This is a genomic window from Brevundimonas sp. Leaf363, from assembly GCF_001424025.1.
In the GTDB taxonomy this organism is placed as follows: Bacteria; Pseudomonadota; Alphaproteobacteria; order Caulobacterales; family Caulobacteraceae; genus Brevundimonas.
The window spans coordinates 569,970-590,397 of the sequence record NZ_LMPZ01000001.1; the positions used below are offsets into that span (position 1 = coordinate 569,970).

Below are 20,428 nucleotides of genomic sequence, written 5' to 3' on the forward strand. Positions count from 1 at the left end.
ATCGAGCCGGACATGGCTGACGCCAACCACGCTCCGGTCTCCGTCGCCCCGCAAGGCGCCGGAACCGCCACCATGAACATGATCCAGGCGCTGAACTCGGCGCTGGACATCAAGATGGCCGAGGACCCGAACGTGCTCTCGTTCGGCGAGGACACCGGCTATTTCGGCGGCGTATTCCGCGTCACCGACAAGCTGCAGGCCAAGCACGGCATGACCCGCAGCTTCGACGCCCCGATCAGCGAATGCGGCATCGTCGCCGCCGCCATCGGCATGGCCAGCTATGGCCTGCGTCCGGTCGTCGAGATCCAGTTCGCCGACTACATCTATCCGGCCTACGACCAGATCGTGTCCGAGGCGGCCAAGCTGCGCTATCGCTCGGCGGGCCAGTTCACCGCCCCGATGGTGGTGCGCACCCCCTACGGCGGCGGCATCTATGGCGGCCAGACGCACAGCCAGTCGCCGGAAAGCCTGTTCACCCATATCGCCGGCCTGAAGGTGGTGATCCCGTCCAATCCCCTGGACGCCAAGGGCCTGCTGACCGCCGCCATCGAGGACGATGATCCGGTCATCTTCTTCGAGCCCAAGCGCCTCTACAACGGCCCCTTCGACGGCTGGCACCAGAACCCCGTCAGCCCTTGGAAGACGCAGGAACTGGCCCAGGTGCCGACCGGTCGCCACGTCACGCCGCTGGGCAAGGCGCGGATCATGCGCGAGGGCAGTGACGTCACCGTCCTGGCCTACGGCTCCATGGTCTGGGTGTCGTTGGCCGGCGCCGAACACGCCGGGGTCGACGCCGAGGTGATCGACCTGCGCAGCCTGGTGCCGCTGGATATCGAGACCATCGAGGCCAGCGTGAAGAAGACCGGCCGCTGCGTCGTCGTGCACGAGGCGCCCAAGACGTCCGGGTACGGAGCGGAGCTGTCCGCCTTGGTTCAGGAACGCTGCTTCTACCACCTGGAGGCGCCCGTCGTGCGCGTCGCCGGCTGGGACACCCCCTATCCGCACGCGTTCGAGTGGGAATATTTCGTCGGCCCGGAACGGGTCTCCGACGCCCTGAAGGCCGTCATGGCGGGAGGTCGCTGAGATGGGACGTTTCGTCTTCAAACTGCCCGACGTGGGCGAAGGCACCGCTGAGGCCGAACTGGTGGCCTGGAAGGTCGCCGTGGGCGACCGCGTCGCCGAGGACCAGATCGTCGCCGAGGTCATGACCGACAAGGCCACGGTGGAGATCACCGCCCCCGTCGACGGCGTGGTCGTCGCCCTGCACGGCGAGGCCGGCGCCATGGTCCCCGTGCGCGGCCCGCTGGTCGAGTTCGAGGTCGAGGGCGCCGGTAATGCGGAGGCCGAGACGGCCGCGCCCAAGCCCGCACCGGCCCCTGCCACCAAAGCTGAACCGGCCAAGCCCGTCCCGGCGCACGCTAAGGTCGCCGCGCCCGTGGCGGCCGGCGGCAACTACGTCTTCAAGCTCCCCGACGTCGGCGAAGGCACCGCCGAGGCCGAGCTGGTCGGCTGGCATGTCAAGGTCGGCGACCGCGTCGAGGAGGACCAGATCCTTGCCGACGTCATGACCGACAAGGCCACCGTCGAGATCACCAGCCCCGTCGCCGGCGTCGTCGTGGCCCTGCACGGCGAAGCGGGTCAGCAGTCGCCGGTCGGCGGCCCGCTGGTGACGTTCGCGGTCGAGGGTGCGGGAAATGCTCCGGCGGCTGCGTCCGTGGAAGCCCCCTCCACCGCTTCGCGGTCCCCCTCCCCCAATGGGGGAGGATCTGATGAGGCCGCAGTCGCGCCTACCAAATCTCCCCCCCTTGGGGGGAGTACCCGCGCAGCGGGGGAGGGGGGCAAGTCCACGCTCGCCCGCCCCAGCAAACCCGGCCAGCGCCCCCTCGCATCCCCCGCCGTGCGCAACCGCGCCCGCGACCTGGGCGTGGACCTGTCCGAAGTCACCGGATCCGGCCCCGCCGGCCGCATCGAACACGCCGACCTCGACGCCCATCTGGCGCGCGGCCAGGGCCAGTCCTCCGTCCACGGAACACCCTTCTCCAAGGCCGAGGGCGCGACCGAGGTCCGCATCATCGGCCTGCGCCGCAAGATCGCGGAGAAGATGGCCGAGAGCGTGCGGCGCATCCCGCACATCACCTATGTCGAGGAGATCGACGTCACGGCGCTGGAGGAGCTGCGGGCCCACCTCAACGCCACGCGCACCAAGGATCAGCCCAAGCTGAACCTGCTGCCCTTCATCGCTCGCGCCATCGTCGTGGCCCTGCGCGACCAGCCCCAGATCAATGCGACCTATGACGACGAGGCCGGCACCCTGACCCAGCACGCCGCCGTCCACCTGGGCATCGCCGCCCAGACGCCGAACGGCCTGATGGTGCCGGTGGTCCGCCACGCCGAGGCGCTGGACGCCTGGGCCACATCCAACGAGATCGCCCGCGTCTCCGGCGCCGCCAAGGCGGGCACGGCCAAGCGTGAGGAACTCTCGGGATCGACCATCACCATCACCTCGCTGGGCACGCTGGGCGGAGTGGTCCACACCCCCATCATCAACCACCCCGAAGTCGCCATCGTCGGCCCCAACAAGATCGCCGAACGGGTCGTGGTGCGCGACGGCCAGATGGTCATCCGCAAGATGATGAACCTGTCCTCCAGCTTCGATCACCGCATCGTCGACGGTCACGACGCGGCCGTCTTCGTCCAGCGGATCAAGGGCCTGCTGGAACAGCCGGCGACGTTGTGGATGGCGGGGTGAGCACTCTCTTCTCCGTTCATCCCCGCGGAGGCGGGGACCCAGGTTTTAGCCGCTGAGCCGCCGATGGCCTTCTACACCTACATCGTCGCGAGCCAGCGCAACGGAACGCTGTATGTGGGTTCAACCGACGACTTGCTGCGCCGGATGCTGGAGCACCAGACCAAGGCGCGCGGCGGCTTCACGGCGAAGCACGACGTGCACAAGCTGGTATGGTTCGAGGCGCATGACACGCGGGAGGGCGCGTTCACCCGCGAGCGGCGGATTAAGAAGTGGAACAGGCCTTGGAAACTGCGCCTGATCGAAGAAATGAACCCCGGCTGGCGCGATCTCGTCGAGACACTGAGCGCGTAGCCTAAACCTGGGTCCCCGCCTCCGCGGGGATGAGCGGAGAGTTTGAGTGCAAGTCCTCAAGACCAAAGTCCTGATCATCGGCGCCGGCACCGGCGGCTATGTCGCGGGGATCCGCTGTGGGCAGCTGGGGCTGGACACGGTGCTGGTGGACGGCGGCGATGGGCTGGGCGGCACCTGCCTGAACGTCGGCTGCATTCCGTCCAAGGCCATCATCCATGCGGCGAGCAAGTTCGAGACGGTGGCCAAGGCAGCTGGCGGCGGCACGCTGGGCATCACGGCGGCCGCGCCGGCGATCGATCTGAGCCAGACCGTGGCCTGGAAGGATGGCATCGTCCGTAAGCTGAACAACGGCGTCGCGGCCCTGCTGAACAAATCCAAGGTCAAAGTCATCCGCGGCTGGGCGACCTTCTCGGACGCCAAGACCTGTACGGTCGGCACGGACGACGGCGACATCCGCATCACCGCCGAGCACGTCATCCTAGCGACGGGGTCCGAGCCGGTCGAACTGCCCTTCCTGCCGTTCGGCGGCGACGTCATCTCCTCGACCGAGGCCCTGTCGCTGGATGCGGTGCCGGAGCGGCTGGTGGTCGTCGGCGGCGGCTATATCGGGCTGGAGCTGGGCATCGCCTTCCGCAAGCTGGGCGCACGGGTGGCCATCGTCGAAATGGCCGACCGCATCTTGCCGCTCTACGATAAGGCCCTGACAGACCCCGTCGCCAAATGGCTGGAGCGGCACGGGGTCGAGCTGCACCTCGGCGCCCGCGCAGGCGGCTTCGGGGACGGGAAGCTGTCGATCACGACGAGGGACGGCGAGCCGATGCAGCTGGAGGCCGACAAGGTGCTGGTCACCGTCGGGCGCCGGCCGCGCACCAGGGGCTGGGGCCTGGAAAACATGGGCCTGGCCATGGACGGCCCCTTCGTGAAGGTCGACGCCCGCTGCGCCACCGCCATGAAGAACGTCTGGGCCGTCGGCGACCTGACCGGCGAACCCATGCTGGCCCACAAGGGCTCGGCTCAGGGCGAGATCGTCGCCGAGATCATTGCGGGCCGCGACCGCGTCTTCGATCCCGTCACCATCGCCGCCGTCTGCTTCACCGAGCCGGAGATCGTCTCGGCGGGCCTAGGCCCCCAGGACATCGAGGGACGCGACGACGTGATCCAGGCGGTCTTCCCCCTGGCCGCCATCGGTCGCGCCCTGGCCATCGAGGCCGGCGACGACGGCGGCTTCGTCCGCGTCATCGCCAACAAGGACGATCACCGCCTGCTGGGCGTCCAGGCCGTGGGCCAGCACGTCGCCGAGATGTCGAACAGCTTCGCCCAGATGCTGGAGATGGGTGCGGTGCTGGAAGACGTCGCCGGCGTCATCCACGTCCACCCGACGCTGGGCGAGGCCTTCCACGAAGCCAGCCTGCGCGCGCTCGGGCACGCGATACACATCTAGCGCCCTTCTCCCCTTGCGGGAGAAGGTGGCATGCGAAGCATGACGGATGAGGGGTCTCGCGACGTCTGATGGTCGAGGCCTTGTTAGACGCGACGGTGGCCGACGGCGGCGCGGCCCCTCATCCGCCTGCCGGCGCCTTCTCCCGCAGGGGGAGAAGGATCAGGTCTCCGCCGCCACCATCTCGTCGAAGGTCGGCCGCTTGCGCACCACGCGCCAGGCGTCTCCGTCCACCAGCACCTCGGGGACCAGCGGCCGGCTGTTGTACTGGTTCGACATCGCCGCGCCGTAGGCGCCGGCCGTGCGGAACACGACCCGGTCTCCCGCCTGGATCGGCGGCAGGTCGCGCCCCTTGGCGAAGGTGTCGCCGCTCTCGCAGACGGGGCCGACGACGTCGTAAAGGCGCGCCGAGCCATCGCGCCACCGCACCGGTTCGATGGCGTGGAAGGCGTCATAGAGGGCCGGGCGCATTAGGTCGTTCATGGCCGCGTCCAGCACCAGGAAGCGTCGCCCGTCCGGTCGCTCGGTCACCTGGATGGCGGAGGCCAGCAGCACGCCCGCCTCGGCGGAGATCATCCGGCCCGGCTCGAACGCCGCCTCGACGTTCAGCCCCTCCACCGCCTCGGCCGCCAGGGCCGCATAGTCGGCCAGCGACGGCGGCGTCTCGCCCGGCCGGTAAGGCACGCCCAGCCCGCCGCCGAGGTCCAGCCGCTCGACCGATAGCCCCTGCGCGCGCAGCTCCATCGTCATGGCCCGCAGCACCGCCCAGGCGGCCTTCAGCGGGGTCAGGTCGGTGATCTGGCTGCCGATGTGGCAGGCCAGGCCGACAGGGGTCACGTGCGGCGAGGCGGCCGCGCGTGCGTAGAGCGCCATCACCTCGGCGACCGGCGCGCCGAACTTGTCGCCCTCGCCGCCGGTGGTGATCTTCTCATGGCCCCCGGCGCCGACCGCCGGATTGACGCGGAAGACGATGGCCGGCGACGCGCCTTCAGTCGCCGCCACGGCGATCAGCCGCTCCAGCTCGGGCGCCGATTCCACATTGATCTGGCGCACGCCTGACCGGATCGCAAAGGCCAGTTCGGCGTCCGTCTTGCCGACACCGGAGAAGACGATGCGGTCCGCAGGAATGCCCGCCGTCATCGCCCGCCGGATCTCGCCCTCCGACACCGTGTCGGCGCCGCAGCCCTGCTGGCCCAGCACGCCCAGCACCGACAGGTTCGGGTTCGACTTCACCGCGAAGGCGACCAGCGCGCCGGCCAGCGCCGGCTGGCCCGCCAGGGAGTCCGCCAGCGCCCGATACCGCTCGCGCAGCTTGCCCGCCGAATAGACATAGACCGGCGTCCCGACCGCATCGGCCAGGGTTTCCAGGCTCACGCCCTCGGCGAACAGGGCGCCGTCATCCTTCGCCGAGAACGCGTCCAAGACCTATTGCGGGTCGCGCCCGGCGGCGGTGCCGCCGATGGGGTTGGACGGGCCGCCGTCGATCGGCGTCTGGCTGGACGGGCGGTTCATGGTGGCGGGCTCGGGCAGGGACGGGGCCTGGGCCGAGCGCGGGGCGCGTTGGGTCTCGCGCGCGCTGGGCGCCTCCAGGTCGGCCATCCGCCCGCAACCGGCCAGTAACAGGGCGGCGCCCGACAGGATCAAGATCGTTCTCACAGGCGCAGTCTCCACTCGGCGACGCGCGCGCGGACCTGCTCCGGCGCGGTTCCCCCAAAACTCTGGCGGCTGGCGCACGAAGCCTCGGGCGACAGCACCTTGTAAACACCGTCCGTGACGCCGGGCTCCAGCGCCTGAAGATCGGCCAGCGGCAGTTGCGCCAATCCCACGCCCAGCGTCTCGGCGCGCTTCACCGCCGCGCCCGTCACATGGTGCGCCCGGCGGAACGGCAGACCCAGTTCGCGCACCAGCCAGTCGGCCAGATCGGTGGCGGTGGAAAAGCCCGCGCCGGCCGCCTCGGCCATGCGCCCCGTGTTCGGCTGGATCGCGCGGACCATCGCCGTCATGGCCCCGACCGCCAGATCAAGCGCGTCGAACGCCTCGAACACCGGCGGCTTGTCCTCCTGCATGTCCTTGGAATAGGCCAGCGGCAGGCCCTTCATCACCGTCGACAGGGCGACGAAGGCCCCGATGATCCGCCCCGTCTTGGCCCGCACCAGCTCTGCGGCGTCGGGATTGCGCTTCTGCGGCATGATGGAGCTGCCGGTCGTCAGGTCGTCCGGCAGGCTGGCGAAGCCGAACATCGGCGTCATCCAGACCACGATCTCCTCGGCCAGCCGCGACAGGTGCCCCGCCGTGATCGAGGCGGCGGCCAGGCTCTCCAGCGCGAAGTCGCGGTCCGAAACGGCGTCCAGGCTGTTGCCCATCGGCCGGTCGAAGCCCAGGTCCCGCGCCGTCGCATGGCGGTCGATGGGGAAGGGCGATCCGGCCAGGGCGGCGGCGCCCAGCGGGTTCTCGTTCATCCGCTTGCGGGCGTCGGCGAACCGCCCGGCGTCGCGCCCGAACATCTCGACATAGGCCATGAAGTGGTGGCCCAAAGTCACCGGCTGGGCGGTCTGCAGATGGGTGAAGCCGGGCATCAGGTCGCCCGCGTGCTGCTCGGCCCGGTCCAGCAGGGCCACTTGCAGCGCCTTCAGCCGCTCGCCCGTCTGGTCACAGGCGCCCCGCACCCACAGGCGGAAGTCGGTCGCCACCTGGTCGTTGCGGCTGCGGGCGGTGTGCAGACGCCCGGACGGCTCGCCGATCAGCTCGGACAGGCGCGCCTCCACGTTCATGTGGATGTCTTCGTATTGGTCGCGGAACGGGAAACTGCCGTCCGTGATCTCACCCTCGATCGTGTCGAGGCCCTTCAGGATGGCGTCGGCGTCGGCCTGGCCGATGATCCCTTGCGCCGCCAGCATCCGGCAATGCGCCCGCGACCCGGCCAGATCCTGGGCCCACAGACGCCTGTCCACGCCGATGGAGACGTTGATCGCCTGCATGATCTCGGCCGGCTGGGTCGAAAAGCGTCCGCCCCACATGGCTTGACCTTGGCCGTCCCCCGAAGGCTTAGTCACATCATCAGGGGCGGGACGTTCGGACATGAGCGGCTCAAGGACAGCAGTATTGGTGATCGCGGCGGCCTTGGCCGTGGGCGCGATCGGGGGCGGGGCTTGGCTATACGCTAACCGCGACGCTGTATTCAAAGGCCCAGAAGCGGCCGCGCCCGCCAAAAGCGAGTTGGCGCGGTTCGCGCAGGGCTCCCTGACCCGTCTGGAGACCCCGGCCGAGACGCCGCTGGCGCCCGACTACGGCTTCAAGGATCGCGACGACCGGCCGACCAGCTTCGCCGCCTTCCGCGGCAAGCTGGTGGTGGTCAATCTGTGGGCCATGTGGTGCGCGCCGTGCCGCACCGAGATGCCGACGCTGGCGCGCCTGGCCACCGCCTATGCGGATCGGCCCGACTTCGTGGTGCTGCCGATCAACGTCGACGCCACACCGGACGGCCTGGCCGACGCCAAGAGCTTCATCGACGTGCACGAACCCCTGCCGCTCTACAGCGACATGACGTTCAAGCTGCCGTTCCTGTTTCCGGGTTCGGCCGGGGCCATGCCGAAGACGGTGATCCTGGACAAACAGGGCCGCATCCGCGCCAGTTTCACCGGCGAGGCGGACTGGTCCAGCCCCGAGGCGCGCGCCCTGATGGACGCGCTGCTGGCGGAAGCGGCTTAAACCACACCATCTTTCGTCATCCCCCGACTTGATCGGGGGACCAAGCGGCGCCGAAGGCGATCGTTGCGAGGGTCGCACCCTCTACAGGTTCGCGCTCGCGCGCGCCGCCTTGTCCCCCGGTCCGCTGCGCGGCCGGAGGATGACGAAAGCAAGAAAGGCTAGTTCGCCGGCGCCGGCACGCGCTGGTCGGTCGATGGATCGATCGCGCCCGGGCGGCCTTCGGCGGCGGCTTCGGCCTGATTGGCTTCCAGCTTGTCGGCAACGGCGCCGGCGCCGCTCTCGACGGCCTGGGCGGCCTTCATCGCGCCGCTCTCGAGGACTTCACCCGCCTGTTGCGCGGCGTTTTCGGCGTGTTCGCCGGCCTCGGCGGTTTCGGACTTGGCGTCCTGCTGCTCGGCGGCCGTGCAGGCGCCCAGCGCCAGCAGGAGGGTGGCGCCAACGGCGACGGCGGCGGTGCGGATTCTCATGGCGCTTCTCCAGGCTGAATGAACCGTCGCCGTAACGCAGAGGCGACGGCGACGGTTCACAGCCTGCGACGAACCGTTCAGCCCGCTTTCTGGATCAGTCCCGCCAGCTTCTTCAGCTTGGGCGTGACCATCGGGATCGACAGCATGGTCGATCCGACCGCCATCAGCAGCAGGGCGGTGAAGGTCTCGTTGGTGATGATCTCCTTGTCCAACAGGATATTGGCGAAGATGATCATGATCAGGGCCTTGGTCTGCAGCAGCCAGCCGATGATCGAGGCCTCGCCCTTGTCCCACTTCAGGATACGGCCGGCGATGCGCACGCCGACCAGCTTGCCGACGACCGACACCACCAGCAGCACCGCCGCCGCCGCGAACACCGCCATGCCGCCGACGTCCCACTGGGTCCGCAAGCCCGTGGACAGGAAGAAGACCGGCATGACGGCCAGCAGGATGTGGTTTCGGAACAGGTCCATCCGCTCTTCATTGAACCACTCCTTGTCGATGACCGCGCCGGCCAGGAAGGCGCCGACCATGAAGTGCATGCCGGACCAGTCGCCGGCGAACCCGCACAGCGCCAGCCAGATCAGGGCGACGTACCAGCGGTCCTTTTCCTCGATCCGCTTCATGATCGCCCGCACCACGACGGCGGCGACGGCGAAACCGATCAGGAAGGCGGCCTGACGGCCGACCCGTTCCCAGTCCATGATGATCAGGGCCAGCACGCCCCAGATGGCGATATCGTCCAGGCTGGCGTAGCGCAGGATGCGTTGGCCCAGCGGCTGGCGCAGGATCTCCAGCTTCTCCAGGAACAGCACCAGGATCGGCAAGGCGGTGACCGCGCAGGCCATGCCTATGCCCAGCACCACCTGCCAGTCCTGACCCTTGGCCCCCACCCAGCCGGGGAACTGCAGCATTCCGATGGCGGCGACAGCCCCGAACACCAGCGGCGTCGCCAGGGCGAACCCGGCCGTCACGCTCGTTTCGGTTTTCTTGGCCCAGGCCTGCTTCAGGTCCAATTCGATGCCGGCGATGAAGACGAAGATCATCACCGCCCACCAAGCGATGCCGTTCAGCGCCGTGATCACCTGAGGATTGAAGACGAAGTCGTAATAGGCCGGGAAGGCCGCCCCCAGCACGCCGGGCCCCAGCAGGATCCCGCCGATGATCTGCACCACCACCAGCGGCGCGTAATAGTCGGTCTTGAAGCCGCGCCAGACCAGATACGGCACGGTGAAGATGATCAGCATCGCGATCAGAAAGATCTCGGTCGTGTTCATCGCATGATGCATGGATAGCCCCCGAATGCGTTCCCCGGCCGGTGCCCCCCAGCCTCGTTCGCCGTGCAGGAGGGCGGGGCGCGGCCCTCGGCGCAAGCGGCTTCGCGGCGTTTTCCAGGGGTCGACACGCCTTTCGGCCCAGATGGCCGTCCGGCTGTTGCGGAGGCGTCACAAGGTAGAAACGTACCTACGATTCCGGCCGCAGAATCTAGCGACGTGCCTACGGCGTTCGGCCGTCGTTCGGCCGTCAGTCGCCGTGGCCGACCGCGTCGCCGGGGCGCGTCCTGTGCTGCAAATCGAGGGGCGAAGGGCGCCGCGACCTGGCGGTCCGGCGCGAATCGCAATGCGGCGTCTGGTGGCTGGAGGCGGGATCGAACCGCCGACCTGTGGGTTATGAATCCACCGCTCTAACCATCTGAGCTACCCAGCCCAGACGCTCGCATCGACGCCTCCGGCCAAGGCCGGAACGCGGAAGGAGCGTGCCTATATCGCTGTCGCCCCCGGGGTTCAAGTCGCGCCTTGAACAGCATGCCCTTCGCGCGAGGGTGCGGCCGATCAGCGCCTTGCGGAACGCGGCTCGACCGGGTCCATTCCACACTGCATCGCTGCGGAGAGTTTCATGCGCCCCACCCGTCCTCTTGTCGCCGTGGCCTCGGCCGCCCTCTTCGCCCTGACCGCGTCCTGCGCCAACGGCGAGCCGCAGGCCGAGGCGATGCCGACCGGCGCCCCGCTGGAGACCCGCCCGCCGGAAGATCCGGCCCAGCAACCCGCCTTCGCCGGCCAGACCCGCGCGCCGTCGGTGACGACCAGCGTGGCGCTGCAGCACCGCGTGGTCACCGCTGCGCTGGACAACCCGTGGGGACTGGAGCCGCTGCCGGACGGCCGCTGGCTGGTCACGGAAAAGGGCGGCGCGCTGCGCATCGTCACCGCCGCCGGCGAGATCGGCGAACCCATCACCGGCCTGCCGCCCGTGGACGCGAAGGGGCAGGGCGGCCTGCTGGACGTGGCGATCAGCCCCGCCTTCGCCCAGGACCGCCTGGTCTACTGGAGCTATTCGGAGCCGCGTCAGGGCGGCAACGCCACCTCGGTCGCGCGCGGCCGGCTGTCGTCGGACGGTCGCGCCATCGGCGACGTTCAGGTGATATTCCGCGCCTTGCCGACCTATGACGGCGACAAGCATTTCGGCTCGCGCCTGGCCTTCGACCCGGCCGGCCACTTGTTCATCACTCTGGGCGAGCGCTCGGATGCGCCGATGCGTCCGCAGGCGCAGGACTTGGGCTCGCACATGGGCAAGACCATCCGCATCAACGCGGACGGGTCGGTCCCCGCCGACAACCCCTTCGTCGGCCGCGCCGGCGCCCTGCCGGAGATCTGGAGCCTGGGCCACCGCAACGTCCAGGGCGTCGCCATCGACGATCGGGGCCGCACCTGGACGGTCGAGCACGGCACGCGCGGCGGCGACGAACTGAACCTGGACCGCGCGGGCCTGAACTACGGCTGGCCCAACGTGGCCTACGGCATCGAATACAGCGGCCAGCCCGGCGCCTGGGTGCGCCAGCGCGAGGGCACGGAACAGCCGGTCTATTACTGGGACCCGGTGATCGCGACGGGCGGTCTGGCGTATTACGGCGCCGATCTGGTGCCCGAGTGGAAGGGCGACCTGTTCGTCGCCGGCCTGCGCGGCGAACACATCGCCCGTCTTGTGCTCAAGGACGACAAGGTGGTGGGCGAAGAGCGCCTGCTCACCGACCTGGGCTCGCGCGTGCGCCAGGTGTCGGTCGGCAATGACGGCGCCCTGTGGGCCGTCACCGACAGCGGCGAACTGGTCCGGTTGGCGCCGACCGGGCGGTAGGCCGCGACCGGATCGGGCGCAGCGAGGCGCTAGAACGGATCGTCGGCAGGAGACGTGGACGAAGTGGACGAAGTGGACGAAGTGGACTCGAATTCTCGCAGTCCACGCATCCTCCGTCATCCTCGGACTTGATCCGAGGATCAGGTTGTCCGGTGCGCCATGGAGGCAGGCTGAAGCGCCGCGCCGTCAGCCATCCGACGGTCAGCACGACCCACGCCGGATCCTCGGATCACGTCCAAGGATGGCGGGGCATATAAGGGAAGCGGCCCGGCCGAAGGGCACGAAGTGCACTCAAAAAACTCAATCCAGCGCGCAGATGTCCGGCAGGCCGCGCCAGGCCCCCGCGTGGTCCAGGCCATAGCCCACCAGGAACCGGTTCGGGGCCTCCCAGCCGACGAAGTCCGGCTCGGGTGCGCGGGGATGGGGCCAGGGCTTGCGGGCGAAGACGGCGGTCAGCACCTCGGCCGCGCCGGCCTCCCGCGCGATCCGCACCGATTCGGCCAGCGACAGGCCGGTGTCGAACACGTCGTCCAGGATCAGCACCCGCCGCCCCGTCAGGTCGCGCTGCAACGGCGCGCGGACGTCGACCTTGCCCCGGCTCTCGGTCTCGTCGCCGTAGGACGCCAGCCACAGGGCGTCGAAGCGGACGTGGCGGCCCTCCATCGCCAGGGCCCGCGTCATGTCGGCGGCGAACCACAGCCCGCCGGTCAGCAGAACGACGGCCACCGTCTCGTCGTCGATGACGGGCGCGATCCGGCGCGCCATGTCGCGCACGGCGGCGTGGATGTCGGCCTGGGGCAGAAGGATGGTCGGCTTGGGGAGGTCAGCCATGATGCGAGGCCGATACAGCCTCGCCGTGATGATTGTCGAGCGGCCGGGCGTCGACGGGCGCCGGATCGGCCCCGTGCGGCCCGCCGACGTCCAGCGCGGGCCTAAGGCCGCCTTCCTCGGCGCCGGGCGGCACGCGCATCGGGGCGGGGGCTTGGTCCGCCGCCGCATGATCCTGGGTGGGCGCCGCTGCGTCCTGGCCGTGCGCCGGCGCGGCGTGGTCAGCGGGGGCGTCGTGGGCGGCCGCCTTGCCGGCGAGGACCGGCGCGCTGACGAAGGCCACGCCCACGTCCACGCCGTGACCGCCCGGGTCGGGAATGACGGCGGCGAAGCCCTGGACCTTGCCCGGCAGCACCGGTGCGGCGTCGATCCGCACGATCTTGAAGCCGATCTCGGCCCCATGGGCGTCCAGCAGGGCGACGCGCACCGCCGGGGCCACGATCTCGTTGTCGCGTACGTTGCGAAGGGCGCCGGAGACCAGAACCTTGCCCGGGTCGTTCGGCGCCACCTTGGCGCCCACGGCCTCGAACTCCAACCCGACCGGGTTCACCGGCGCGCCGATCATGGCGTAGGCCGCCGCCGCGCGGGGATACAGCTCCACCACATCGACGCGCATCAGCCACGCGGCCCCCAGCAGGGCGACGAAGGCGCTGGCCATGCCGGCCCAGACGGCGCCGTGGGTGGCGGCGCGGCGCACCCGCCGCTGCTGCTCGGCGCGCGCGCGGAAGGCGCGGGGCAGGACGGGCGCCGGGGTGTCCGGGGCGATCCCGGGCGCCGGTTCGGGCGTCGCCGCGACCGGCGCCGTCGTCAGCTCCAGCGGCGTGTCGTCGGCCGAGGCCTGCCAGGTCTCGCCGCACGACTGGCAGCGCACCTTTCGGCCCATCGGACCGACGGAGCCGTCCGGCAGGGAATATTGAGTGGCGCAGGCGGGGCAGGTCAGTATCATGCTGTCTGACTGCGCGGCTTCCTTTCGGAAGCCTCTCCCCGCCGCGGCGTCTCCGCCGCCCGATTACACTGATGGTCGAACCCGCCCGCCGCGCCGCCGAATCCGCTCCCGTGTCCGAAGTCGCCCGCCTCTCTGGCGTGTCGTTCGGGTATGGGGGCGCGCCCGGCGTGCTTCGGGACGTTAACCTCAGTGTGCCCGCCGGCTCTTTCCACTTCCTTACCGGACCGTCGGGTGCGGGAAAGACCAGCCTGCTGCGTCTTTTGACCCTCACCGCCCGCCCGACCCAGGGCCGCATCCGCCTGTTCGGCCAGGATGTGACCGAGGCGCCCCGGCGCGACCTGCCGGCCCTGCGCCGCCGGATGGGGGTGGTGTTCCAGGACTTTCGCCTGCTGGATCACCTGACCGCCTTCGACAACGTCGCCCTGCCGCTGCGTCTGGCGGGGCGCCAGGACTACGCCGCCGACGTGCGAGAGATGCTGGCCTGGGTCGGCCTGACGAAGCGGATGGAGGCCTATCCGCCCCAGCTGTCGGGCGGCGAACAACAGCGGCTGGCGATCGCGCGCGCCGTGGTGGTCAAGCCCGAGCTGGTGCTGGCCGACGAACCGACCGCCAGCGTCGACGCCGCCATGGCCGAGCGGCTGCTGGGCCTGTTCCAGGCGCTGAACCGGCTGGGCGTCGCCGTCGTCGTCGCCACCCACGACCGGGCCCTGGCCGATCGGTCGGGCGCGGCGGTGCTGCGGATCGAGGGAGGGCGGCTGTCGTGATTCTGCTGCGTCCCGATCCGACCGGCCAGCGCTGGCTGGGCGCCGTCATCGCCGGCCTGTGCTTCATCGCCTGCCTGGCCGCCGTGGGCGCCGGCGCCGCGACGCGCGCCGCCCATGGCTGGGCCGGGCGGCTGTCGGCCGAGGCGACGGTGCAGGTTCGCCCGCGTGTCGGCGAGACCGGTCCCACCGCCGCCGCCCGCGCCGCGGAGACCCTGGCCGGGGTCGACGGCGTGGCCGAGGCGGAGGCCATGAGCCGCGCACAGGCGGAGGACCTGCTGCGCCCCTGGGTCGGCCAGGCCGCGCTGGCCGATCTGTCGATCCCCATGCTGGTCACGGTGCGCTTGGACCGCGACGCGCCCGCCAGCGCCGTGACCCTGAGCCGCGCCCTGGCCGAGGCCGGTCTGGACGCCACGGTCGACGACCACAGCCTGTGGCGCGGCGAGGTCTCGGCCGCCGCCGGCCGTCTGACCGCGCTGGCCCTGCTGATCTGCCTGATCACGGCCGGGGCGGCCGGCGCCGTCATCGTCTATGCGGTCGGCGCCGACCTGAAGGCCCAGCGCGACGTCGTCGTGGCCCTGTCGCTGAACGGCGCGGCGGACGGCCAGATCGCTGGCCTGTTCCAGGCGCGGGCCGCCCGTCTGGCCGCCGTCGCCTCGGCGGCCGGAACGGTTCTGGCGGCCCTGGCCGTCGCCCTGACCCGGCTGGCGGGCGGATCCGAGGGGATCAGTCCGGCCGTGCCCGTCGACTGGGCCGACCTTCTGCTGCTCTCGCCATGTCCGCTCGTCGCGGTTACCTTGGCCTTCGCGGCCGCCAGATTCGCCACCCTGCGCGGGTTGGCCTCCGGCTTGGCGGACGCCCAAGGGGCCGATAGGAGGGGGGGATGAAGCTACTGGCCGCCATAGCCATCGTCGCCCTGATGTGGCTGGTCGGGCTGTTCGCCTTCGCCCAGCGCGTCCGGGACCTGACGCCGGCCGTCGAGCCCGAACGCGCCCAGGGCATCGTCGCCTTGACCGGTCCCTCGGCCGAACGGGTCAACGCCGCCGTCCGCCTGCTGGAGAACGGCAAGGGCCAGCGGCTGCTGATCTCGGGCGTCAACCGCGAGGTTCGCCGGCAGGAGCTGCGCGAGCTGACCCCCGGTTCGAACCGCCTGTTCAACTGCTGCGTCGATCTGGGTTTCGAAGCCGAGGACACCTCGGGCAACGCCGCCGAAATCGCGGCCTGGGCCCAGGCCAAGGGCTATCGCCGCCTGATCGTCGTGACTTCGGACTATCATATGCCTCGCTCCCTGCTGGAAATCCGCAGCGCCGCGCCGGGGCTGGAGCTGACGCCCTACGCGGTCTCGACCCCGTCGCTGGACAACTCGCGCTGGTGGCGGGCCGCCGTCACCGCCCGGCGCATGACGCTCGAATATGTGAAGTACCTCGCGGTGCTGGGCCGCGAGGGCGTGCGGCGCCTGACCCACAGCGAGCCTGCGCTGGAGCCTGAAGAGGCGGCGCCGGCCCAATGACCACCGTGCGTTCGCTGGCCTTCGTCGTCTGGCTCTATCTGTCGATTTTCGTGTTCGCGGTCGGCATGTCGCCCGCCCTGTTGCTGTCGCGGGGCGCGGCCATGGTCGTGGTGCGCATGTGGGCGCGCAGCGTCCTGTTCGGCCTGCGCTGGATCGCCGGGGTCAGGGTCGAGGTGCGCGGGCTTCAGCACCGTCCGACCGGCGCCGCCCTGGTGGCGTCCAAGCACCAGGGCATGCTGGACGTCATCGCGCCCTTCACCTTCCTGGACGATCCCTGTTTCGTGATGAAGAAGGAGCTGCTGCCGCTGCCCTTCTTCGGCTGGTTTGCCTGGAAGAGCGCGATGATCCCGGTCGACCGCGCCGCCCACGCCAAGGCCCTGAAGGACATGGTCCGCAACGCCCGCGACCGGCTGGCCAACGACCGCCAGATCCTGATCTTCCCCGAAGGCACCCGCGCCGCCCTCGGCGCCGAGCCCGACTACAAGCCGGGCGTCGCCGCCCTGTATCGCGACCTCGCCGGCCCCTGCTGGCCCATGGCCACCAACTCCGGCGTCCACTGGCCCGCCCACGGCTTCAAACGCCTGCCCGGCACCGTGGTGTTCGAGTTCCTGGAACCCATCCCCGCCGGTCTGAAACGCGCCGAGTTCATGAAGACGCTGGAAGAGCGGATCGAGACGGCGTCGAAGGCGCTGCTCTAGCACCTCATCACCCATGGCCCCTCTCCCAAAGGGAGAGAGCTTGAGGCTCCAAGAGCGCAGCGATTGGTCAGGCCGAAAGGGTGAGGGGTTACGCCTCTTCCTGTTGGCCCTGGACCCCCCATCCTCTGATGCTTCGCCCCGCTCTTCGGGCCGCTCAAGTCCGATCGCCCGACGGCTTTCGAGCGCCCAAGCCTCTCCCTGCGGAAAGGATGGCGCCCAGGCCTTCGCGCTCAAGCAGCGAGCGGCCGCGTCGCTCGCGATAGCGCAGCGCGCAGCGCCCCCTTCCAAAAAAGAGGCGCTATAATACTTCGCGTACCCACTCGTCCGAGTGATCCATGATATCTCTGCATGAGTCGCGGAGAATGAAATGGCTTGGGCCACCCCTCAGTATACACCGCAAGAGGTCAACGCGGCGGGCAAGGCGCTCGCGCGAACCGCGTTCCCTGTGACAACCGACGAAGGGCAGGATGCCCTCACGGTCATCAATAACTGGCGCTCGTCGCACGCATATCCTCTCAACACTTTTCAAATCACGCTGCGCAACCGCTCCCGCCGGATCGAGCGGAAGGTGATCATCGCTCAACGCGAAAAGCGGTTGGACTCGATCCATCGCAAGCTAGTGGCGAAGGCCACCATGCGCATGACGCAAATGCAGGACATCGCCGGCTGCCGTGCCGTCTTCACCAAGCTCGCCGATGTCTACCGGCTTGTGGCCCTCTACAAGAACCGTGAGTTCGGCCACACCTTTAGGAACGAGAAGGATTACATCGCCGATCCCAAGCCTGACGGCTATCGGTCTTATCACCTCGTCTACGAATACGTCGGCACCGGTCCCGGCGTTCCGTACTCGGGACTCCGAGTTGAGATACAGGTCCGCACCCAGATCCAGCATGCTTGGGCAACGGCAGTCGAAGCGGTTGGCATCTTCACCAAACAAGCCCTGAAGTCGAACCAGGGGGATGCGGACTGGCTCCGGTTCTTCTCTCTGATGGGCACGGCGATATCGGCCATCGAAGGCACCCCCTGCGTGCCGGGCACGCCGTCAACGAAGGCCCAACTTCTAGCGGAACTGCAAACCCTGACAGCCTCGCTTAGGGCGAGGGATATGCTGCGGGCCTACAACACGACAATCGACACGCTGGGTTCGGCGAAGGACGCCAAATACTTCATCGTTGAACTCGACCCGGACCGAGGGAACGTCACGGTCTGGCGCTTCAAGGCCAAGGAGTCGGAACAAGCCAACCGCCAGTATACGACCCTCGAAAGCCTGATACCGGACGATTCCCGTCGACAAGTCGTGCTGGTGTCAGTCGCGGATATCAACGCCCTTAAGCGAGCCTACCCGAACTACTTCCTAGATACGGCGCTGTTTGCGCGCTTGGTGGACAAGGTTCTCAAGGGAGATTTTCCTGATCCTCGTCCCCCTCAAGCCACCGCTGCCGTAGCGTAGCGACGCCGTCCATTACACGACCTAGGGCGGTCTCAGCCTCGGTGGGGTTTAGTCCGCCATCGGCTTCGATTTCGCGCGCCGCTTCCTCGAAGCGTTTTGATTGCTCCGGGTCGTCTCGCGGGATTGGTTTCTTGGTCATGCGAGGCCGTGAGCTGGTCGATATGTGAGACGCTTGCCAACGACGCCGGACAGCAGTTTGTCGGCGCGCAGAGCATCGTTGACGCCATTGGCTGCGCGCTCGGTGTAGCGGAAATCGAACTCTGACAAATAGCGGTGCAGGTTCTTCTTCGCGCAGTGCTGATAGACGCCCTTCATCCCGCGCTTGAAGATGCTGAAATAGCCCTCGATGGTGTTGGTGTGGACGCCGCCCGACAGGACGTATTCGCCCTTGCCGTGACGGACGACTCCATGCTCGGAGAACTCGCGGCCGACCGCCAAATAGTGACCGGCCTCGTCGGTCATAAGGCGCGCCTCGCGGTGAAGGTTCGCAAGTACGATAGGCGCAATCGTCGCGGGGCGAATGTTGTCCACGACCATCGAACGAACGCGGCCAGTCGATCGGTCAACCAGCGAGAGCACCTTCATCTTGTGATGGAAGGCGCGCTTAATGGGCTTGCCGGGCTCCCGGCCGATGTAGGTCTCATCAACTTCGACAACGCCCCCATCCGCACCGAACGCAGACAGGTCGCCAGACCGCATAGCCTCGCGGATGCGATGCGACATGAACCACGCCGTCTTGAGGGTGACGCCAAGAGTCCGGTGGAGTTGGTTCGATGAGAAACCCTTCTTGCTGGACGCTATCAGATAGATCGCTTGCAGCCAGAGACGCATCGAGACGTGCGACGCCTCGAAGATGGTTCCTATCTTCACGGTGAAGGGCTTGCGGCACTGGTAGCACTTGTAGGTGCCGATCCGGGTCGACGCACCGCCCATCTTGCCGATGCGCTCAACCCCGCCACAGTGAGGGCAAACAGCGCCGTTGGGCCAGATGCGGGCCTCAACGTAGGCGTAGGCTGCCTCTTCGTTGTGAAAGTGGGGCGCTGACAGGGCGGACACGGCTCATCTCCTTGATGAACCTACATTAGCCGGAAAAGTGGGTACGTCAAGTATAATGACGCCAAAAAAGAAAGCCGCCCGATCCGTGAGGACCGGGCGGCTGCCCTGGCGCCGATCCCCGCGGGGTCGGTGGGCGGGTCGCGGGGACCTTCGCCAGGGTGTCCGGTGACGAGACGAGGGGGCCTTAGCCCTCCAGGTCCTGGCCTTCGTCCGGCTCGGGCGTGCCCAGCATCTCGTCGGCGATCTTGCCGGTGGAGGCGCGGACAGCCTTCTCGATGGCGTCCGCCACGTCCGGGTTGGCCTTCAGGAAGTTGCGCACGTTCTCGCGGCCTTGCCCGATGCGGGTCGAGTCGTAGCTGAACCAGCTGCCCGACTTCTCGATGATCCCCGCCTTGACGCCCAGGTCGATGATCTCCCCCAGCTTGGAAATGCCCTCGCCGTACATGATGTCGAAGATGACCTCGCGGAACGGCGGGGCGACCTTGTTCTTGACCACCTTCACGCGGGTCGTGTTGCCGGTGACCTCGTCGCGGTCCTTGATCGCGCCGGTGCGGCGGATGTCCAGGCGGACCGAGGCGTAGAACTTCAGCGCATTGCCGCCCGTGGTCGTCTCGGGCGAACCGTACATCACGCCGATCTTGTGACGGATCTGGTTGATGAACAGCACGATGCACTTGGACTTGGAGATGGAGGCGGTCAGCTTGCGCAGCGCCTGGCTCATCAGGCGTGCCTGCAGGCCCGGAAGGCTGTCGCCCATCTCGCCCTCGATCTCGGCGCGCGGCGTCAGGGCGGCGACCGAGTCGATCACCACGATATCCACGGCGCCCGAGCGCACCAGGGTGTCGACGATCTCCAGCGCCTGTTCGCCGTGGTCCGGCTGGGAGACCAGCAAGTCGTCCAGATTGACGCCCAGCTTGCCGGCGTAGATCGGGTCCAGCGCGTGTTCGGCGTCGACGAAGGCGGCCACGCCGCCCCGCTTCTGGACCTCGGCCACGGTGTGCAGGGCCAGGGTCGTCTTGCCCGACGATTCGGGGCCGAACACCTCGATCACCCGCCCGACCGGCAGGCCGCCGATGCCCAGCGCCAGGTCCAGACCCAGCGAGCCGGTCGAGACGCTCTCGATCTCGGCCACCACGCCCGCCTTGCCCAGCTTCATGACCGAGCCCTTGCCGAAGGCGCGATCGATCTGGGCGATCGCCGCCTCCAGGGCGCGCTGCTTGTCGCCGTCTTCCTTGCCCACCAACTTCAATGCCGCCTGCGAAGCCATCTTACTGCTCTCCCTTGCCATGATTCCCATCTGGTTACGGGAGAGACCCGCCTTGGCCCGCTCCCTGTGA

General features: G+C 68.8%; 20 protein-coding genes and 1 tRNA gene. 11 read left to right on the forward strand and 10 right to left on the reverse strand.

Features of this window, described 5'->3' with window-relative positions:
- Positions 1 to 12: 12 nt before the first annotated feature.
- From ASG17_RS02730 to lpdA, 4 genes are all read left to right on the forward strand, one after another.
- Positions 13 to 1,083 (forward strand): alpha-ketoacid dehydrogenase subunit beta, encoded by a 1,071-nt coding sequence (locus tag ASG17_RS02730; RefSeq protein WP_056099035.1) that lies wholly within the window; start codon positions 13 to 15, stop codon positions 1,081 to 1,083.
- Position 1,084: 1 nt separating this feature from the next.
- Complete coding sequence (locus ASG17_RS02735) at positions 1,085 to 2,749, forward strand: DUF2118 domain-containing protein (protein ID WP_082496072.1); 1,665 nt, start codon at positions 1,085 to 1,087, stop codon at positions 2,747 to 2,749.
- 63 nt (positions 2,750 to 2,812) lie between these two features.
- Complete coding sequence (locus ASG17_RS02740) at positions 2,813 to 3,100, forward strand: GIY-YIG nuclease family protein (protein ID WP_056098702.1); 288 nt, start codon at positions 2,813 to 2,815, stop codon at positions 3,098 to 3,100.
- Between the two features lie 46 nt (positions 3,101 to 3,146).
- Positions 3,147 to 4,541 carry a dihydrolipoyl dehydrogenase gene (gene lpdA / locus ASG17_RS02745; RefSeq protein ID WP_056098704.1) on the forward strand — a complete coding sequence of 465 codons (1,395 nt, stop codon included), beginning with the start codon at positions 3,147 to 3,149 and terminating at the stop codon, positions 4,539 to 4,541.
- Between the two features lie 159 nt (positions 4,542 to 4,700).
- Here lpdA and lysA read toward each other — a convergent pair whose 3' ends face one another.
- The 3 genes from lysA to argH are packed head-to-tail and all read right to left on the reverse strand — an operon-like array spanning position 4,701 to position 7,555.
- Positions 4,701 to 5,960, reverse strand: coding sequence for a diaminopimelate decarboxylase (gene lysA / locus ASG17_RS02750; protein WP_056098706.1), 1,260 nt, complete (start codon positions 5,958 to 5,960; stop codon positions 4,701 to 4,703).
- Between the two features lie 3 nt (positions 5,961 to 5,963).
- Positions 5,964 to 6,194, reverse strand: a complete 231-nt coding sequence (locus ASG17_RS02755; protein WP_056098708.1) for a hypothetical protein — start codon at positions 6,192 to 6,194, stop codon at positions 5,964 to 5,966.
- Complete coding sequence (gene argH, locus ASG17_RS02760; protein ID WP_056098709.1) at positions 6,191 to 7,555, reverse strand: argininosuccinate lyase; 1,365 nt, start codon at positions 7,553 to 7,555, stop codon at positions 6,191 to 6,193. The genes ASG17_RS02755 and argH overlap by 4 nt, the downstream gene beginning before the upstream one ends.
- 199 nt (positions 7,556 to 7,754) lie before the next feature.
- Here argH and ASG17_RS02765 point away from each other — a divergent pair, with 199 nt between their 5' ends.
- Positions 7,755 to 8,246, forward strand: coding sequence for a TlpA disulfide reductase family protein (locus ASG17_RS02765; protein WP_235560342.1), 492 nt, complete (start codon positions 7,755 to 7,757; stop codon positions 8,244 to 8,246).
- Between the two features lie 158 nt (positions 8,247 to 8,404).
- On the opposite strand, the gene ASG17_RS02770 is transcribed toward ASG17_RS02765, so the two are convergent.
- The 3 genes from ASG17_RS02770 to ASG17_RS02780 all read right to left on the reverse strand — a co-directional run bounded on the left by ASG17_RS02770 (position 8,405) and on the right by ASG17_RS02780 (position 10,420).
- The gene (locus tag ASG17_RS02770; RefSeq protein ID WP_056098713.1) at positions 8,405 to 8,713 is read right to left on the reverse strand and encodes a hypothetical protein; all 309 of its coding nucleotides are present in this window, start codon (positions 8,711 to 8,713) and stop codon (positions 8,405 to 8,407) included.
- 77 nt (positions 8,714 to 8,790) lie between these two features.
- The gene (locus ASG17_RS02775) at positions 8,791 to 9,990 is read right to left on the reverse strand and encodes a cation:proton antiporter (RefSeq protein WP_235560343.1); all 1,200 of its coding nucleotides are present in this window, start codon (positions 9,988 to 9,990) and stop codon (positions 8,791 to 8,793) included.
- A 353-nt stretch (positions 9,991 to 10,343) separates the two neighbouring features.
- Positions 10,344 to 10,420, reverse strand: a tRNA-Met gene (locus ASG17_RS02780).
- Between the two features lie 189 nt (positions 10,421 to 10,609).
- On the opposite strand from ASG17_RS02780, the gene ASG17_RS02785 reads away from it, so the two are divergent.
- Entirely contained in the window at positions 10,610 to 11,842 is a 1,233-nt protein-coding gene (locus ASG17_RS02785) for a PQQ-dependent sugar dehydrogenase (RefSeq protein WP_056098718.1), read from the forward strand.
- A gap of 300 nt (positions 11,843 to 12,142) precedes the next feature.
- Here the strand turns inward: ASG17_RS02785 and ASG17_RS02790 are convergent, their stop codons facing one another.
- On the reverse strand, positions 12,143 to 12,673 hold the full coding sequence (locus ASG17_RS02790) for a phosphoribosyltransferase (RefSeq protein ID WP_056098720.1): 531 nt from the start codon (positions 12,671 to 12,673) through the stop codon (positions 12,143 to 12,145).
- A complete protein-coding gene (locus tag ASG17_RS02795; RefSeq protein ID WP_056098722.1) occupies positions 12,666 to 13,616 on the reverse strand; it encodes a zinc-ribbon domain-containing protein in 951 nt (316 codons plus the stop codon). Before ASG17_RS02795 ends, ASG17_RS02790 begins: the two co-directional genes overlap by 8 nt.
- A 71-nt stretch (positions 13,617 to 13,687) precedes the next feature.
- Here ASG17_RS02795 and ASG17_RS02800 point away from each other — a divergent pair, with 71 nt between their 5' ends.
- The 5 genes from ASG17_RS02800 (at position 13,688) to ASG17_RS15905 (ending at position 18,035) form a co-directional block, all read left to right on the forward strand.
- Complete coding sequence (locus tag ASG17_RS02800; RefSeq protein WP_056098725.1) at positions 13,688 to 14,380, forward strand: cell division ATP-binding protein FtsE; 693 nt, start codon at positions 13,688 to 13,690, stop codon at positions 14,378 to 14,380.
- Positions 14,377 to 15,264 (forward strand): ABC transporter permease, encoded by an 888-nt coding sequence (locus ASG17_RS02805; protein WP_056098728.1) that lies wholly within the window; start codon positions 14,377 to 14,379, stop codon positions 15,262 to 15,264. The genes ASG17_RS02800 and ASG17_RS02805 overlap by 4 nt, the downstream gene beginning before the upstream one ends.
- On the forward strand, positions 15,261 to 15,887 hold the full coding sequence (locus ASG17_RS02810) for a YdcF family protein (RefSeq protein WP_056098730.1): 627 nt from the start codon (positions 15,261 to 15,263) through the stop codon (positions 15,885 to 15,887). Before ASG17_RS02805 ends, ASG17_RS02810 begins: the two co-directional genes overlap by 4 nt.
- Positions 15,884 to 16,585 (forward strand): 1-acyl-sn-glycerol-3-phosphate acyltransferase, encoded by a 702-nt coding sequence (locus tag ASG17_RS02815; RefSeq protein ID WP_056098732.1) that lies wholly within the window; start codon positions 15,884 to 15,886, stop codon positions 16,583 to 16,585. Before ASG17_RS02810 ends, ASG17_RS02815 begins: the two co-directional genes overlap by 4 nt.
- A gap of 367 nt (positions 16,586 to 16,952) precedes the next feature.
- A complete protein-coding gene (locus ASG17_RS15905) occupies positions 16,953 to 18,035 on the forward strand; it encodes a RelA/SpoT domain-containing protein (protein WP_056098734.1) in 1,083 nt (360 codons plus the stop codon).
- Between the two features lie 135 nt (positions 18,036 to 18,170).
- Here the strand turns inward: ASG17_RS15905 and ASG17_RS02825 are convergent, their stop codons facing one another.
- Complete coding sequence (locus ASG17_RS02825; protein ID WP_056098736.1) at positions 18,171 to 19,091, reverse strand: IS1595 family transposase; 921 nt, start codon at positions 19,089 to 19,091, stop codon at positions 18,171 to 18,173.
- A 184-nt stretch (positions 19,092 to 19,275) separates the two neighbouring features.
- Positions 19,276 to 20,358 (reverse strand): recombinase RecA, encoded by a 1,083-nt coding sequence (gene recA / locus ASG17_RS02830; RefSeq protein WP_056098738.1) that lies wholly within the window; start codon positions 20,356 to 20,358, stop codon positions 19,276 to 19,278.
- Between the last annotated feature and the right edge of the window lie 70 nt (positions 20,359 to 20,428).

What these genes read in the sequence shown, in the direction of transcription:
- ASG17_RS02730 (WP_056099035.1), top strand. Translation starts at nt 13, where the DNA reads ATGGCTGACGCCAACCACGCTCCGGTCTCCGTCGCCCCGCAAGGCGCC.
- ASG17_RS02735 (WP_082496072.1), top strand. Translation starts at nt 1,085, where the DNA reads ATGGGACGTTTCGTCTTCAAACTGCCCGACGTGGGCGAAGGCACCGCT.
- ASG17_RS02740 (WP_056098702.1), top strand. Translation starts at nt 2,813, where the DNA reads ATGGCCTTCTACACCTACATCGTCGCGAGCCAGCGCAACGGAACGCTG.
- argH (WP_056098709.1), bottom strand. Translation starts at nt 7,555, where the DNA reads ATGTGGGGCGGACGCTTTTCGACCCAGCCGGCCGAGATCATGCAGGCG.
- ASG17_RS02770 (WP_056098713.1), bottom strand. Translation starts at nt 8,713, where the DNA reads ATGAGAATCCGCACCGCCGCCGTCGCCGTTGGCGCCACCCTCCTGCTG.
- ASG17_RS02775 (WP_235560343.1), bottom strand. Translation starts at nt 9,990, where the DNA reads ATGAACACGACCGAGATCTTTCTGATCGCGATGCTGATCATCTTCACC.
- ASG17_RS02785 (WP_056098718.1), top strand. Translation starts at nt 10,610, where the DNA reads ATGCGCCCCACCCGTCCTCTTGTCGCCGTGGCCTCGGCCGCCCTCTTC.
- ASG17_RS02790 (WP_056098720.1), bottom strand. Translation starts at nt 12,673, where the DNA reads ATGGCTGACCTCCCCAAGCCGACCATCCTTCTGCCCCAGGCCGACATC.
- ASG17_RS02795 (WP_056098722.1), bottom strand. Translation starts at nt 13,616, where the DNA reads ATGATACTGACCTGCCCCGCCTGCGCCACTCAATATTCCCTGCCGGAC.
- ASG17_RS02800 (WP_056098725.1), top strand. Translation starts at nt 13,688, where the DNA reads ATGGTCGAACCCGCCCGCCGCGCCGCCGAATCCGCTCCCGTGTCCGAA.
- ASG17_RS02810 (WP_056098730.1), top strand. Translation starts at nt 15,261, where the DNA reads ATGAAGCTACTGGCCGCCATAGCCATCGTCGCCCTGATGTGGCTGGTC.
- ASG17_RS02815 (WP_056098732.1), top strand. Translation starts at nt 15,884, where the DNA reads ATGACCACCGTGCGTTCGCTGGCCTTCGTCGTCTGGCTCTATCTGTCG.
- ASG17_RS15905 (WP_056098734.1), top strand. Translation starts at nt 16,953, where the DNA reads ATGGCTTGGGCCACCCCTCAGTATACACCGCAAGAGGTCAACGCGGCG.
- recA (WP_056098738.1), bottom strand. Translation starts at nt 20,358, where the DNA reads ATGGCTTCGCAGGCGGCATTGAAGTTGGTGGGCAAGGAAGACGGCGAC.